Raw genomic sequence first — 14,010 nt, forward strand, 5'->3', positions numbered from 1 at the left:
TCAATCGATCGCGTGAATATACTGATTTCCGAGATAAGCCGATCACCTCCAGGAAATCCGAATGTTCGATGTGCTACTGATCAATCCCGTGCTCCCGTCGCTCGATCGCGAGCTGAGCGCCCGCTACACCGTGCATCGCTGGTACGAGCACGCCGACAAAGCCGCTTTCCTGCGCGAACACGCCGAGCGCATCGGCGGCGTGGTGACGGGCGGCGCGACCGGCATCACGAATGAACTGATCGATGCGCTTGCTGCGCTGAAGATCGTCGCGGTCAACGGCATCGGCACCGATGCGGTCGATCTGGAACACGCCCGCGCGCGCGGCATCCACGTCTCGACGACGCCCGGCGTGCTCACCGACGACGTCGCCGATCTCGCCATCGGCCTGCTGATTTCCGCGTGCCGCGGCCTGTGCGTCGGCGACGCCTACGTGCGTGACGGCGAATGGGGCAAAAGCGGCCTGCCGCTCGCGCGCAAGTTCAGCGGCATGAAGGTGGGCATCGTCGGTTTGGGACGCGTGGGGCGTGCGATCGCGTCGCGCGCGGCGGCGTTCGGCTGTCCCGTCGCGTACACCGATTTGCGCGAGATGCCGGACGTGCGCTACCGCTTCGTCGCCGATCTGCGCGAGCTCGCGCGCGATTCCGATGCGCTGATTCTCGCGGCGTCGGCGGACAACGCGGAAGGTATCGTCGACGCCGCCGTGCTCGATGCGCTCGGTCCCGACGGTTATCTCATCAACGTTGCGCGAGGCAAGCTCGTCAACGAAGCGGATCTCGTGCGGGCGCTCGAAGAGAAGCGCGTCGCGGGCGCGGGCCTCGACGTGTTCGTCGACGAGCCGAATGTGCCCGCCGAACTGTTCGCGCTGAAGAACGTCGTGCTGCAGCCGCATCGCGCGAGCGCGACCGTGCAGACCCGCGCCGCGATGGGCGACATCGTGCTCGCGAGCCTCGCGTCGAGCTTTGCGGGCGAGCGGCCCGAAACCAGCGTGACGCCCTGACAGAACGGCGTCGCCCGACATCACAACCATCCCGACGAGATCTGGGAGGAGACACTTGAAGAACCTCGATATCGCCACGTCCGCCGCGAGCGCCAGTCTCGCGAAAGTCGGACATTTCCGCTACGCGATTCTCGCGCTGATTTTCTTCGTGACCGTGCTGAACTACGCGGACCGCGCGACCTTGTCCATTGCGGGCACGTTCGTTTCGAAGGATCTCGGCTTGTCGGCGTCCGCGCTCGGCATTGTGTTTTCCGCGTTCGGCTGGGCCTACGCGCTCGGCCAGATTCCAGGCGGCTGGCTGCTCGACCGCTACGGCGCGAAACGCGTGTATGGCGCGAGCATCGCGTTGTGGTCGATCTTCACGCTGAGCCAGGGCACGGTATCGCTCTTTTCGACGGCCGCGTCCGCGACCGCCGCGCTCTTCGTGATGCGCTTCATGCTCGGGCTGGTCGAATCGCCGGCCTTTCCCGCGAACGCGCGCGTCGTCGCGACCTGGTTTCCGACCAACGAACGCGGCACCGCGAGCGCGCTCTTCAACTCGGCGCAATATCTGGCAGTCGTGGTCTTCACGCCGCTGATGGCGTGGCTCACGCATGCGCTCGGCTGGCATCACGTGTTCTTCTTCATGGGCGGGCTCGGTCTCGTCGTCGCGGTCGTGTGGTTCGCCGTGATGGACGATCCGAAGTCGCACAAACGCATGGGCCGGGCGGAATACGACTACATCGCGAGCAACGGCGCGCTCGTCAGTCTCGACGCGACGGTCGCGACGAGCCGCCGCCGCTTCACGCGCCGCGAACTCTCGACGCTCTTCACGAGCCGCATGCTCTGGGCGATTTACATCGGCCAGTACTGCATCACGGCGCTCACGTACTTTTTCATCACGTGGTTCCCGATCTATCTGATCAAGGAACGCGGCATGAACGTGATGACGGTGGGCTTGGTCGCCGCGCTGCCCGCGATCTGCGGATTCTCGGGCGGCATACTCGGCGGCTTGCTGTCGGACTTTCTGATCCGGCGCGGCGTGCCGGTCTCGCTCGCGCGCAAGACGCCGTTCATGATTGGCATGCTGCTCGCGACTGCCATCATGGCCGCGCCGCTTGCGTCGACCAATACGGCGATCGTCGTCATCATGTCGCTCGCGTTTTTCGGCAAGGGGCTCGCCGCGATCGGCTGGGCCGTGCTGTCGGATGTCGCGCCGCGGGAAATGACGGGGCTGTCGGGCGGCGTGTTCAACGGCATCGGCAATACGGCGGGCATCGTGACGCCGATGGTCATCGGCTTCGTGGTCGCGAGCACCGGTTCGTTCGATCGCGCGTTGTGGTTCGTAGGCGCGCACGGCATTGCGGCGATGCTCGCCTACGGGCTGCTTGCCGGGCCGTTCAAACGCATCCATTTGAAAAGCTGATTTCCGAGGGCAGTGCAGGCAGGACCGACAAAGCCGGCGCGAGCCGGCTTTGTCGCTTCCGGAGCGCGCGCTCGTTCTAGTCATCGGACGTCTTAGTTCGAATCGTCGCGATACGACTCAAAAAGCGGAAAAATCAGCGTGAAGTACCGCCTGATAAGCGTTTGATCGTTAGAGGGTAAACACGTTATTGGCTAGATCGGCGCTTGGCAATACAATGTCATCAGACAACGTACCACATCGTACGAACCGGAGACATCCCTTGAATACAGCTTCCACGAGCCCAGCCGGCGATCTGCTCGAATCGGCCAGCGCCAAGGTCAAGCGCCATGTGCTGCCCTTGTTCCTCATCATGTTCATCGCGAACTACATCGATCGCGTGAACGTCGGTTTCGTGAGTTCGCATCTGCAGACCGATCTGGGCATCGGCGCCGCGGCGTACGGTCTGGGCAGCGGCCTGTTCTTCATCGGCTATGCGCTGTTCGAAGTCCCGTCGAACGTACTGATGCAGAAGTACGGCGCGCGCGCGTGGCTCACGCGGATCATGGGGACGTGGGGCATCGTCGCGGCGATGATGGCGTTCGTGCAGAACGAAACCTCGTTCTACGTGCTGCGCTTTTTGCTCGGCATCGCGGAAGCGGGCTTCTTTCCGGGCGTGGTCTATTACTTCACGCAATGGCTGCCGCAGAAGGAGCGCGGCAAGGCAATCGCGATTTTCCTCGGCGGCTCGGCGTTCGCATCGATTCTTTCAGGCCCGATCACGGGCGCGCTGCTCTCGATTCGCGGTCTCGGCCTGCACGGCTGGCAGTGGATGTTCCTGATCGAAGGCGCGTTCTCTGTGTTCCTGTGCGGCGTGAGCTGGATGCTGCTGAAATCGCGCATCAGCGACGCGCACTGGCTTTCCGCAGGCGAGCAGCGCGCGCTGCAAAACGCGATCGCATCGGAGCAGGCCGAGCGCGAGGCGGCGACCGGCCGCCACGTGCCTGCGGTCAAACTGCTGAAGGATCCGCAGATCCTGCTGTTCTGCTTCATGTACTTCGCGATCCAGCTCACGATCTACGCGGCGACGTTCTGGCTGCCGACGATCATCCGCAAGATGGGCGGCCTCACCGATTTCCAGGTCGGCCTCTACAACACGATTCCGTGGATGATCGCGATCGTCGCGATGTACTGCTTCGCGGTGCTCTCCGCGCGCTGGCGCTTCCAGCAGGCGTGGGTCGCCGTGGCGCTCGTGATTGCGGCATGCGGCCTGTTCGCGTCGACGACCGGCAATCCCGTGCTTTCGTTCGTCGCCATCTGTTTCTCGGCGATCGGCTTCAAGGCGGCGTCGTCGCTGTTCTGGCCGATTCCGCAAGGCTATCTCGATGCGCGCGTCGCGGCGGGCGTCATCGCGCTGATCAACTCGGTCGGAAATCTGGGCGGCTTCTTCGCGCCCGCCACTTTCGGCTATCTTCAACAACACACGGGCTCGGTGTCGGGCGGCTTGTACGGTCTCGGCGTCGCCTCGCTGATCGCGGCGGGCGCGGTCTTCTTCACGCGCAATCGCCGCTCGGACCGCACGCCGAACGGTCACGCCGCGCATCAAAGCGCGCACTAATACGCTTCCCTCTCTCAAGGTCAAGGATCACGCTCATGTCCACGAACGCAGTCAAACCGAACGCCACTCCCAAAGTCACCGAATTGCGCGTCGTGCCGGTCGCCGGCCGCGACAGCATGCTCATGAATCTCTCGGGCGCGCACGGCCCGTTCTTCACGCGCAACATCGTGATCCTGAAGGACAGCGCGGGTAACACGGGCGTCGGCGAAGTGCCGGGCGGCGAGAACATCCGCAAGACCATCGACGATGCGCGCGCGTATGTCGTCGGACAATCCATCGGCAACCTGCAGGCGATCCTGAACCGCGTGCGCACCGCGTTCGCGGATCGCGACGCGGGCGGCCGCGGCCTGCAAACCTTCGATCTGCGCACGACGATCCACGCCGTCACCGCGCTCGAAGCGGCGCTGCTCGATTTGCTCGGCCAGCATCTCGGCGTGCCCGTCGCGGCGTTGCTCGGCGAAGGCCAGCAGCGCGATGAAGTCGAAATGCTCGGCTATCTGTTCTACGTCGGCGATCGCAACAAGACGGATCTGCCGTACGCATCGGGCGCGGAGGGCAAGGACGACTGGGAACGCGTGCGCACCGAAGTCGCGCTGACGCCGGAAGCGGTCGTGCGTCTCGCGGAAGCGGCGCAGGCGCGCTACGGCTTCAACGACTTCAAGCTGAAAGGCGGCGTGCTCGCCGGCGATGCGGAAATCGAGGCGGTGACGGCATTGGCCGAACGCTTCCCGCAAGCGCGCGTGACGCTCGATCCGAACGGCGCGTGGTCGCTCGCCGAAGCGATCCGCCTGTGCCGCGACAAGCACGACGTGCTCGCCTACGCGGAAGATCCGTGCGGCGCGGAAAACGGCTATTCGGGCCGCGAAGTGATGGCCGAATTCCGCCGCGCGACGGGCCTGCCGACCGCGACCAACATGATCGCGACCGACTGGCGCCAGATGGGCCACGCGATCCAGCTGCAATCGGTCGACATCCCACTCGCCGATCCGCATTTCTGGACGATGCAAGGTTCGGTGCGCGTCGCGCAGATGTGCAACGACTGGGGCCTCACGTGGGGTTCGCACTCGAACAATCACTTCGATATTTCGCTCGCGATGTTCACGCACGTCGCCGCCGCCGCGCCGGGCAAGATCACCGCGATCGATACGCACTGGATCTGGCAGGACGGTCAGCGTCTCACGCGCGATCCGTTGCAGATCGTCGGCGGCAAGGTGAAGGTGCCGGAAGTGCCGGGCCTGGGCGTCGAGCTCGATATGGACGAACTCGAGAAGGCGCACGCGCTGTATCAGAAGCACGGCCTCGGCGCGCGCGATGACGGCGTCGCGATGCAATACCTGATCCCGAACTGGAAGTTCGACAACAAGAAGCCGTGTCTCGTGCGTTAGTCCTTCAATCGCTCGATGAGCGCGATCGCAGCAGCCGGATTGCGCTCCTTGAAGCCGCTGATGACATAGACGAACACATCGCGCGATGCCGCTTTCGGCGCAGCCTTGCCGAACGTCTGCACGTCGTCGGGCGAGCCGCCCGTGGCCCAGGCTCGCGCGCGCTCGGCCCAGCGGTCGAGCGCCGTCTTCGCATAGCCTTTCGCTTGCTTGTCCGTCGTGCCCATGATGCGCGCGTAGACGAACGGCGCGGTCACATCGGCGATCTGCGGATATTTCGAATCGCCCGCCATCACGATCGCCACGCGATACTTGCGCGCCAGCGCGATGAACGCCGGATCGCAGAAACTCTCGTGCCGCACTTCGACCGCGTGCCGGATCGCGCGTCCTTCGACTTTCGCGGGCAGCAGTTCGAGAAAGCGTTCGAAGTCTTCCGGATCGAACTTTTTCGTCGCCGCGAATTGCCAGTTGATCGGGCCGAGCTTGTCTTTCAGTTCAAGTACGCCGCTGCCGAAAAAACGCTCGATCGTATCGCCCGCGTCGGCGAGCACGCGGCGATTGGTGGCGTAGCGCGGCGCCTTCAGTGAGAACACGAAGTCATCGGGGGCTTCGTCGCGCCATTTGACGAACGTCTCGGGCTTTTGCGAGCCGTAAAACGTCCCATTCACTTCGATGCTGGTGAGCGCGCGGCTTGCGTATTCGAGCTCGCGCTTCTGCGCTAGGCCTTCCGGATAGAACGTGCCGCGCCACGGCTCGAACGTCCATCCGCCGATGCCGACGCTTATGCGGCCGGTTTTGCTCTTGGCGGTCGCCATCTACTTGCGGCCGACCAGATAGCTGACGCCTTGCGGCCCGTACTGCTCCGAATGCTCGATGTTCGTCGCGAGATGGAAGATGTCGCCCGCGCGATACGTGCTCGCGTCGTCGCCGGTGCGGATCGTGACGTCGCCTTCCAAAATCAGCGCCTTGGCTTCGAACGGATGCGCGTGGACATCGAGCGAACCGTTCGGATCGCGCGAGACCGTGGCGACTTCGTGGAAACCTTCGCTCGAAAGAAGTGCGAGAAATTCGTCGCGGTGCATGTCGGCGGTTCCGTAAAAAGGGAAGGCGCGCCGCTCGTTTCGAGCGGACGCGCCGTGTCGTGCACCTATGCTAGCGCAGCTTTGGAAGCTTCGTTCGCCGTGCTCAGTTGCCGAAGAAGATATTGCATTGCGGCCCGCGCACGCAGGGCTTGGACGATGCGCTGTCCATGCTGCCCATGGTCATGCCGGTTTCGCCGCGGGTCATCGGGGCGCCACCATAGGAGGTGTCGCCCGGCTGGCCCTGCATGGCGCTTTGCTGAGGCGCGCTGGGGTCGGTCCAGGTATCGGCGGTCGTCTGACCCGGTACCTGCGCGGTTCGATAGTAGGTTTGCTGCGCCGAGGCGAGGCCTGCGGCGGTGAGCAACGAAGCGGCGAGCGCCGCCACGGCGATACGTGATTTCATGTCGACTCCTTGATCGGAAGGCGCGCTCGCGTGAACACCGCGTAACGCTGTTCGCTGATTCGGATCGTCGATCCGCACGGAACGTGCCACGTCTGCTTCGTTCGCCATGCGTGGCGCGCCGTCCGGATGGACATCGGCGCCGGTTTCCGGCTTCGCTGCGTTGAGCTGCCGGTGTCCCGAACTCGTTCGTATGCGTTTCGCGCACGGCATCTCGCCGATGCGATGCAGACGGAGCGCCGGTGCGCTTGCCGGCGGAAAGACCGTTTCGGACCCGCGGTCCGCAGAAGACGCATGCCGCGCTGCACACTTCGTTATAGGCCGCCGGCGCGCGAATGAACAGGTCATTTCAACCCGCGCCATGCAAGGGGGCGAGGGCGTGGCGCGAGGCTGGCGGCCACGTCATCGGCGCTTCGGTTCTAGAATGCGAGGCGTGTATTTTCCGTTTCAGACCGCAAGGACCTCGCGACCATGACCGTCACCATCTACCACAACCCGAAGTGCGGAACCTCGCGCAACACGCTCGCGCTGATTCGCAACGCCGGCATCGAACCGACCGTGATCGAATATCTGACGCATCCGCCGAGCCGCGAAGCGCTCGTCGCGCTGATCGCGCGCGCGGGTCTCTCGGTGCGCGAAGCGCTGCGCGAAAAGGGCACGCCGTACGCCGAACTCGGCCTCGACGATCCGGGCCTGACCGACGATCAGCTCATCGACGCGATGCTCGCGCATCCGATTCTCATCAACCGGCCGTTCGTCGATGCGCCGAAGGGCGCGCGGCTGTGCCGCCCGTCGGAGCTCGTGCTCGATCTTCTGCCCGAAGCGCAGAAAGGACCGTTCACGAAGGAAGACGGCGAGGTCGTCATCGACGAAACGGGCAAGCGTGTGCGGTGACGCGCATTCGCTCGACCTGACCGTTACCTGACGTTACCTTTCTGGCAGACCCGTTGCACCTGTATCCGGCACCGCTTTTTAGACTTCACCTGACTCACGGAGCACTCGCGTGCAGGGAGAAGCGGCATGAAAAAGAAACTGCTGGGCACGTTCATCGGGATGGCGGGATTGGCCGCACTGGCGATATCGGCATCGGCGAATGCACACGTCGATGTGGCGGTGGGCGTCGGCGTGCCGGTCTATGCGCAACCCGCGCCGGTCGGCTATTACGGTTATGGCGGTGGTTACGGCGACGGCGGCGGCTATCGCGGCTACGGCTATCGTCACGACGGCTGGCGCGAGCGCGAATGGCGGCGTCACGAATGGCGCGAGCGTCGCTGGCGCCACGAGATGCGCCGCGAGGAACGCTGGCGCGACCGTCACGGCTGGTAACGGTTCAACGGCGGTTCATCTGGACTGCGCATTGCTGGAAAACGCGGCGAGCCGGCAGGCTGCGCCGCGTTTTTTGTTTTTCGGACGCCTGTATCGCGCAGGCGATGCGATCGAGTGCCGCACAGGGGCGCGTTCAAGGTGCGGCCGTTCGTGCCGTAAATACGCTGGCGGCGTGGATACGCGTGCCTCTCTCGCCACTCAGGCGCACGTCGCGGTCTTCGTTCGGCACGAACGGCATCCCCTTCACTTTCAGCGATGTTCAGTCCAGTCAGCATTCTCGTCGTCACCGCGCTATCGAGCATTCTCTCGATACTGGTGCTGATTTCGCTGCGTTCGCACGCGATCGACGGCGTGCCGCGCTGGCTCTGGGCGAACGTGCTCGCGATCGTCTCGCTCGTGCTCTTCGCGGTGCAGAGCATCGTGCCCGCGTGGCTCGGCGTCGTCGCCGCGAACCAGTTGCTTGCCGCGACGATCCTGCTCATCTACGAAGGCTGCAACGATTTCTTCGATGTCCGCATGCGTCCCGCGCAGCGCTGGACCGGCTGGATCATGTGGCTCGGCGTGATGGCGGGCATCGTCTATTTCACCTACGCCGTGCCCGATGCGCACGTGCGCGTGGTGATCGTGTCGGCGTTTCATGCGGCGTGCGATCTCGCGATCGCCGGGCGCGTGCTGATCGAGCGCCCGAAGGAGCGGCCGCGCTACAACTATCTGTTCGTCGCCGGCGCCGCCGCGCTCGGCGCGCTCGGCCATACGATCCGCGGTGCGATCTATGTCGTGCAGCCACCCGCGCAGGCCGCGCTGTTGCAGCCAGGGCCGATGCAGATCACGTTTCTCGCGCTCGGCATTCTCGTGCTGCCCTCGCTGTGCATCGGGCTCGTGATGATGGCGCACGACCGGCTCGCGCAGCGTCTCGAACGCCTCGCGCGCTTCGACGATCTCACCGGCGCGCTGTCGCGCAAGGCGCTGCTCGCGGCGGCGGCGCAACGTCTCTCGCGCGCTTCGCAGACGGGCGCGCGCGAGTACGTCGCGGTCGTCGACGTCGATCATTTCAAGCGCGTGAACGACCGCTACGGCCACGCGGCAGGCGACGAGGTGCTGCGCCATTTCGCCTCGATCGTGCAGGCGCGCATTCGCGATGACGACGCGTTCGGGCGAATCGGCGGCGAAGAGTTCTGTCTGTTCTGCTCGGCGGCGCGCATCGAGGACGTCACGGCGCTCGTCGAGCGCTTGCGCCGCACGGTCGAAGCGACGCCGTGCGGCGTGCCCGGCGGCGTGCTGCATTACACCTTCAGCGCGGGCATCGCGGCATGGGACGGACGCGAGCCGCTCGCCGCACTGATGGCGCGCGCCGACGGCCTGCTCTATGCCGCGAAGGTCGCGGGCCGCAACCGCGTGAAGGCGCCTGCCGCCGACGCGGTTATCTAAAAGCCCGCCGTCTTCGCACGAGGCCGAAACACGCGCGCAATTTTGGCGCGCTAACGTGCCGGTGCCATTCTTACCAACGCACAACGAGGAGACGAAGTGAGCCAGTTGCCCAAATTCACGATGGTCGATGCCGCGCCGACGCCCGTCGGCCCTTTCTCGCACGCGGCCGAAGCCGACGGCTGGGTGTTCCTGACCGGCCAGATGCCGACCGATCCGAACGACGACGGCGCGCCGCTGCCCGAAGGCGTCGCAGCGCAGACGCGCCGCGTGATGGACAACCTGATTCTCGTGTTGAACGGCGTCGGTCTGACGCTCGACAACGTGGTCAGCGTGCGCATCTTCCTGACGGAATTCAAGCGCGATTACGATGCGATGAACGCGGTGTATAAATCGTACTTTCTGCCGAAGCCGCTGCCCGCGCGGACCTGCGTCGGCGTGACGGGACTCGCGCACGATGCGCTCGTGGAGATCGATTTCGTCGCCCGGCGGCCTTGAGCGGTTCTATTTGCGCTTGGACGCATCGACCCAGCGAAACGTGAGATTGATGCGCTCGCCGGTCATGCCCGGCTCCTTCGGCACGCGATGCACCCATTCCTGCTGCGTGCGTCCGCGCATCACGAGCAGGCTGCCGTGCGTGAGGGCGAGCGCGTGCGTCGCGTGCGTGCGCGCGTGACGGAACTCGAAAGTGCGCGTCGTGCCGAGGCTCACCGATGCGATCACCGGCTCGGGTCCAAGCTCGCGCTCCTTGTCGGCGTGCCAGCCCATGCTGTCGAGGCCGCCGCGATAGCGGTTCAGCAGCACGCTGTTGAAGCGCGCGTCGCAGGCGGTTTGCGCGCGCTCGCGGAGTTGCGCGACGGCGGGCGTCCACGGCTGCGGCACGTTGCGGATGCCGGAATACACGTACACCGCGTCCGGCTCGCCTTGCCACGCGGTCAGGCGCGGCAGCGACACGCGGCCGCCGGGCGTGGTCATCGTGTCCTGCTGCCAGCGCACTTCGTCGATGAGCGCGCCCATCAGATCGGACGCTTCGTCGGCGTCGATCCAGTCCGGATGCCACACGATGTCGGGCTTGGGAATGTCGTCGAAGAGATCGAACATGGCGGTGAGGCACGAACGGCAAATGAAGCATTCACGATAGCAGAGCCTTGCGCGCCGTGATTGCCGGCTCATTTTCTGGCACGCACGGACGCTGTGCTACATTTCCCAGGTCATCTCAATAAAGTCGCGCAAGGGCCGGAACACCGCTTCGTCCCGCACCTGCGCGGCGACGATTCGGGGAATCGCATGAACACCACAGCCGTTGCCAGCGGCGGCGAGGCGCGAGGCCGGCGCGTCCTGCTCGTCGACGACAGCGTCGATGCGGCGCTGGCGCTCTCGATGCTGCTGGAAGCGCTCGGCCACGAAGTGCGCACGGAGCACGACGGGCCGCGCGCCCTCGCATCGATCGACGAATTCAATCCCGATGTGATCGTGCTCGATATCGGCCTGCCCGGCATGAGCGGCCTCGACGTCGCGCGCGAGCTGAGAAAGCGCGACGCGTCCCGACACGCGCTGCTGCTGGCGCTGACCGGCTGGGGCGGCGACGCCGACAGACAGCAGACGCTCGACGCGGGCTTCGATCATCATCTGACGAAGCCGGTTTCCATTGCGGATCTCGAAGCGCTGCTCGCTGCGCCGCGCGCCTGAAGCGCGCCTTCACTCCACGCGCAGCCGCGCCATGTACGGCAGGTGATCGGACAGCCAGGCGGTGTCCTGCGTCGGCACGAGCCATTCGACGGGCCGAAGGCCGCGCACGAACATCTTGTCGAGCGCGAGCGCCGGCGAGAACGCCGGAAACGTGCGGCCCGATTCGCCGAGCATCGTCGCGACTTCGCTCATGCCGAGTTCGCCGAAAAGCGGCACTGAATCGTTGCGCCAGTCGTTGAAATCGCCCGCGAGCACGAGCGGGCCTTCCGGCGCTTCCTTCGCGATCCAGTGCGCGATCCAGTTCATCTGACGCAGCCGCGCCTGACGCGTGAGCGCGAGATGCGCGCACAAAAGCGTGATCGCCTGGCCGGAAAACGTTGCGCGCGCCACCAGCAAACCGCGCTTTTCGAAACGATGCGCCGAGATGTCCCAGCGCCCGGAAAGATCGAGCGGATGCGGCGACAGGATCGCGTTGCCGTGCCGCCAGGACGGCTTGAACACGTTCGGCCCGAGGGCGATCTGCAATTCCAGCGCGGTGGCGATTTCGGTCGCCTGACAATGCCAGACATCGTCGAGCGGCGCGTTGAGCGGATTGCCGAAGCCGCTCGCAAGGACCGGCTGCGGCATGCGCCGCGCCATCGCTTCCTGCAGGAAATAGACGTCGGCGTTGGTGGTCTGGACCCACCGCTGCATCGCGTTCCAGGCGCGCAGGCCGAGGGGCGAGCGGCCCTTGTGCAGATTCCAGCTGACCGCCGTGAAATCGGGCGTGGCCGAGCGGGAGGAGGGGCCGGGCGGAAGATGTTCTGGGTTTCGCATGCGTTGTTCGTGTCGAGCGGCGGACTTTGAGTCTATGCCACCGCGATGATCATTGCGCCGCCGTGGCCGCACCGAGGCTCGCGCGCACGCGGTAGGCGAGCGACGGATTGCTTTCGATGATCTGCCATTGCTGCCATTCGCCCGGCTTGAGCACCATGCCCGGGTGCGACGCGCTCACCTGGCGCGGCACGGGCGGCAGCTTGCAGCCGGATGGCGACACGCGCGTGCTGTCGTCCTGCAGGGTTTCCTGCGCGTCGATGGCGAGCGTGATGTCGTCGGCGCTCGCGTGCGTCGGCGAGACCGTGAGCGTGCGTTGCAGGTCGATGTCCCCCGCGGGCTGATCGGCGCAGCCGACGCGATTCTTGACCTTGTTGTGGTGCGTATCGGTGCGCGCCTGGCCGACGTTGGTCGTGGCGGCGAACGAGTCGATCTGCTGGCCGTCGCGCACGACCTGCAACTCCCAGTTCACGGGTTGCGGCGGCGCGATTTGCGCCTGCGCGCCGGCGGCGAAACAGGCGGCCGCGATGAGCGCGGCGTTCAGAAAAGCGGTTCGTATCGTGTTGTGCATTGAAGGCGACTCCTGCGCGCGGACTGTTCGGATGGCGGCACGCGTTGTCGAGCGGCCGCGGGATCGGCGTTCCCGGCGAATTCGTGTGACACGGCGGCGCGCATCCGGTTCAGCACGGCAGAAGAAACAGCATGTTTCGAACCTGCTCGCCGCATCGGTCACGACGATGATACCCGGCCCGCGCGGATCGCGACTTTATCGGCGAAAGGCTTGGTGCGGTTAGCAGCACACGCGTTCGACTGCTCGCTTGCATGGCCTTTTGGCGTCGATACACTGGACTCGTCGACATAAAAAATGACGGGGTGTGACATGACGACGGCCGTGATCAAACAGGAACTCGCGGTGGCATCGTTCAGCAAGGTTTACAGTCTCGACGACGTGGAAACCGCGCTCAACGACCTGTCCGAAGGCGCCAGCGACGCCTTGCGCGCGACGTACGAAAGGATGCTCAAGGTAGGCAATCTGCGCTTTTGCGTGAAGCCGAACCGCATGCCGTCGATCGACGACCTCGCGGCCACGCTGCCGAATTTCGAGGAGCCGCTCGACGATATCCGCAAGCAGATTGCGCTGTGTCTCGAAACCGACGACCGCCTGGAACTCATGCCGATGCTGCTGCTCGGCGAGCCGGGCATCGGCAAGACGCACTTCGCGAAGCAACTGGCGCGGCTGCTCGGTACGAGCTGTCATTACGTCGCGATGAGTTCGCTGACGGCGGGCTGGATTCTGTCGGGGGCGTCGTCGCAATGGCGCAATGCCAAGCCGGGCAAGGTCTTCGACGCGCTCGTGAACGGCAGCTACGCCAACCCCGTGATGACCGTCGATGAAATCGACAAGGCCACCGGCGACGCGCAATACGATCCGCTCGGCGCGCTCTACGCGCTGCTGGAGCACGACACGGCGCAGACGTTCATCGACGAATTCGCCGAAGTGCCGATCAACGCGGGCAACGTCGTGTGGATCGCCACCGCCAACGACGCGCGCGCGATTCCCGAGCCGCTGCTGAACCGCATGAACGTCTATGAGATTCCGGCGCCGGACCGCGAGGGCGCGCGCCGCATCGCGCAGGCGATTTACGCCGAAATTCGCGATGCGCACGCGTGGGGCGCGCGCTTTCCGGAAACGCTCGGCGATGCGCCGCTCGACGCGCTCACGCGGGCGTCGCCGCGCGGCATGCGGCGTGCGATGCTGAACGCGTTCGGCAACGCGCGCATCGACGGCAGGCACCATGTTGAGGCCCGCGACATTCAACTCGACCGGAATTCGCGAAAAAAGGCCATCGGTTTTTGAAAGGCCGTGTTTTCGAAATTGCCAAAAAAGCCGCCAAAA

Annotated in this window: 16 protein-coding genes; 10 read left to right on the forward strand and 6 right to left on the reverse strand. The window is 65.1% G+C overall.

Features of this window, described 5'->3' with window-relative positions; translation table 11 throughout:
* The first annotated feature begins 61 nt into the window (after nucleotides 1–61).
* The 4 genes from LY284_RS13965 to gudD all read left to right on the forward strand — a co-directional run bounded on the left by LY284_RS13965 (nucleotide 62) and on the right by gudD (nucleotide 5,381).
* The gene (locus LY284_RS13965) at nucleotides 62–997 is read left to right on the forward strand and encodes a 2-hydroxyacid dehydrogenase (RefSeq protein WP_041730732.1); all 936 of its coding nucleotides are present in this window, start codon (nucleotides 62–64) and stop codon (nucleotides 995–997) included.
* A gap of 55 nt (nucleotides 998–1,052) precedes the next feature.
* Nucleotides 1,053–2,402, forward strand: coding sequence for an MFS transporter (locus LY284_RS13970; protein WP_014192534.1), 1,350 nt, complete (start codon nucleotides 1,053–1,055; stop codon nucleotides 2,400–2,402).
* Nucleotides 2,403–2,661: 259 nt separating this feature from the next.
* On the forward strand, nucleotides 2,662–3,996 hold the full coding sequence (locus tag LY284_RS13975; RefSeq protein ID WP_014192533.1) for an MFS transporter: 1,335 nt from the start codon (nucleotides 2,662–2,664) through the stop codon (nucleotides 3,994–3,996).
* Nucleotides 3,997–4,031: 35 nt separating this feature from the next.
* Nucleotides 4,032–5,381 carry a glucarate dehydratase gene (gene gudD, locus LY284_RS13980; protein ID WP_014192532.1) on the forward strand — a complete coding sequence of 450 codons (1,350 nt, stop codon included), beginning with the start codon at nucleotides 4,032–4,034 and terminating at the stop codon, nucleotides 5,379–5,381.
* Here gudD and LY284_RS13985 read toward each other — a convergent pair.
* From LY284_RS13985 to LY284_RS13995, 3 genes are all read right to left on the reverse strand, one after another.
* Nucleotides 5,378–6,193 (reverse strand): DUF72 domain-containing protein, encoded by an 816-nt coding sequence (locus LY284_RS13985; RefSeq protein ID WP_014192531.1) that lies wholly within the window; start codon nucleotides 6,191–6,193, stop codon nucleotides 5,378–5,380. The genes gudD and LY284_RS13985 overlap by 4 nt on opposite strands.
* Nucleotides 6,194–6,460: a cupin domain-containing protein gene (locus LY284_RS13990; protein WP_014192530.1), complete on the reverse strand. Its 267-nt coding sequence runs from the start codon at nucleotides 6,458–6,460 to the stop codon at nucleotides 6,194–6,196.
* A 103-nt stretch (nucleotides 6,461–6,563) separates the two neighbouring features.
* On the reverse strand, nucleotides 6,564–6,863 hold the full coding sequence (locus tag LY284_RS13995; RefSeq protein WP_144403914.1) for a hypothetical protein: 300 nt from the start codon (nucleotides 6,861–6,863) through the stop codon (nucleotides 6,564–6,566).
* A 468-nt stretch (nucleotides 6,864–7,331) separates the two neighbouring features.
* Here LY284_RS13995 and arsC point away from each other — a divergent pair, with 468 nt between their 5' ends.
* The 4 genes from arsC to LY284_RS14015 all read left to right on the forward strand — a co-directional run bounded on the left by arsC (nucleotide 7,332) and on the right by LY284_RS14015 (nucleotide 10,109).
* Nucleotides 7,332–7,754, forward strand: coding sequence for an arsenate reductase (glutaredoxin) (gene arsC, locus LY284_RS14000; protein ID WP_014192528.1), 423 nt, complete (start codon nucleotides 7,332–7,334; stop codon nucleotides 7,752–7,754).
* A 126-nt stretch (nucleotides 7,755–7,880) separates the two neighbouring features.
* Nucleotides 7,881–8,186, forward strand: a complete 306-nt coding sequence (locus LY284_RS14005) for a hypothetical protein (protein ID WP_014192527.1) — start codon at nucleotides 7,881–7,883, stop codon at nucleotides 8,184–8,186.
* A 255-nt stretch (nucleotides 8,187–8,441) separates the two neighbouring features.
* On the forward strand, nucleotides 8,442–9,614 hold the full coding sequence (locus LY284_RS14010; RefSeq protein ID WP_014192526.1) for a GGDEF domain-containing protein: 1,173 nt from the start codon (nucleotides 8,442–8,444) through the stop codon (nucleotides 9,612–9,614).
* Between the two features lie 96 nt (nucleotides 9,615–9,710).
* Nucleotides 9,711–10,109 (forward strand): RidA family protein, encoded by a 399-nt coding sequence (locus tag LY284_RS14015; RefSeq protein WP_014192525.1) that lies wholly within the window; start codon nucleotides 9,711–9,713, stop codon nucleotides 10,107–10,109.
* A gap of 6 nt (nucleotides 10,110–10,115) precedes the next feature.
* On the opposite strand, the gene LY284_RS14020 is transcribed toward LY284_RS14015, so the two are convergent.
* Nucleotides 10,116–10,712 (reverse strand): alpha-ketoglutarate-dependent dioxygenase AlkB, encoded by a 597-nt coding sequence (locus LY284_RS14020; protein WP_014192524.1) that lies wholly within the window; start codon nucleotides 10,710–10,712, stop codon nucleotides 10,116–10,118.
* Nucleotides 10,713–10,898: 186 nt separating this feature from the next.
* Here LY284_RS14020 and LY284_RS14025 point away from each other — a divergent pair, with 186 nt between their 5' ends.
* Nucleotides 10,899–11,300 carry a response regulator gene (locus tag LY284_RS14025; RefSeq protein WP_041730728.1) on the forward strand — a complete coding sequence of 134 codons (402 nt, stop codon included), beginning with the start codon at nucleotides 10,899–10,901 and terminating at the stop codon, nucleotides 11,298–11,300.
* 9 nt (nucleotides 11,301–11,309) lie between these two features.
* Here the strand turns inward: LY284_RS14025 and LY284_RS14030 are convergent, their stop codons facing one another.
* A complete protein-coding gene (locus LY284_RS14030; protein WP_014192522.1) occupies nucleotides 11,310–12,116 on the reverse strand; it encodes an endonuclease/exonuclease/phosphatase family protein in 807 nt (268 codons plus the stop codon).
* Between the two features lie 49 nt (nucleotides 12,117–12,165).
* A complete protein-coding gene (locus LY284_RS14035) occupies nucleotides 12,166–12,684 on the reverse strand; it encodes a hypothetical protein (protein WP_014192521.1) in 519 nt (172 codons plus the stop codon).
* 309 nt (nucleotides 12,685–12,993) lie between these two features.
* Here LY284_RS14035 and LY284_RS14040 point away from each other — a divergent pair, with 309 nt between their 5' ends.
* A complete protein-coding gene (locus LY284_RS14040; protein ID WP_045451396.1) occupies nucleotides 12,994–13,971 on the forward strand; it encodes an AAA family ATPase in 978 nt (325 codons plus the stop codon).
* Nucleotides 13,972–14,010: the final 39 nt, after the last annotated feature.

Origin of the sequence: Caballeronia sp. PC1, from assembly GCF_021353155.1 — a bacterium.
In the GTDB taxonomy this organism is placed as follows: domain Bacteria; phylum Pseudomonadota; class Gammaproteobacteria; order Burkholderiales; family Burkholderiaceae; genus Caballeronia; species Caballeronia cordobensis.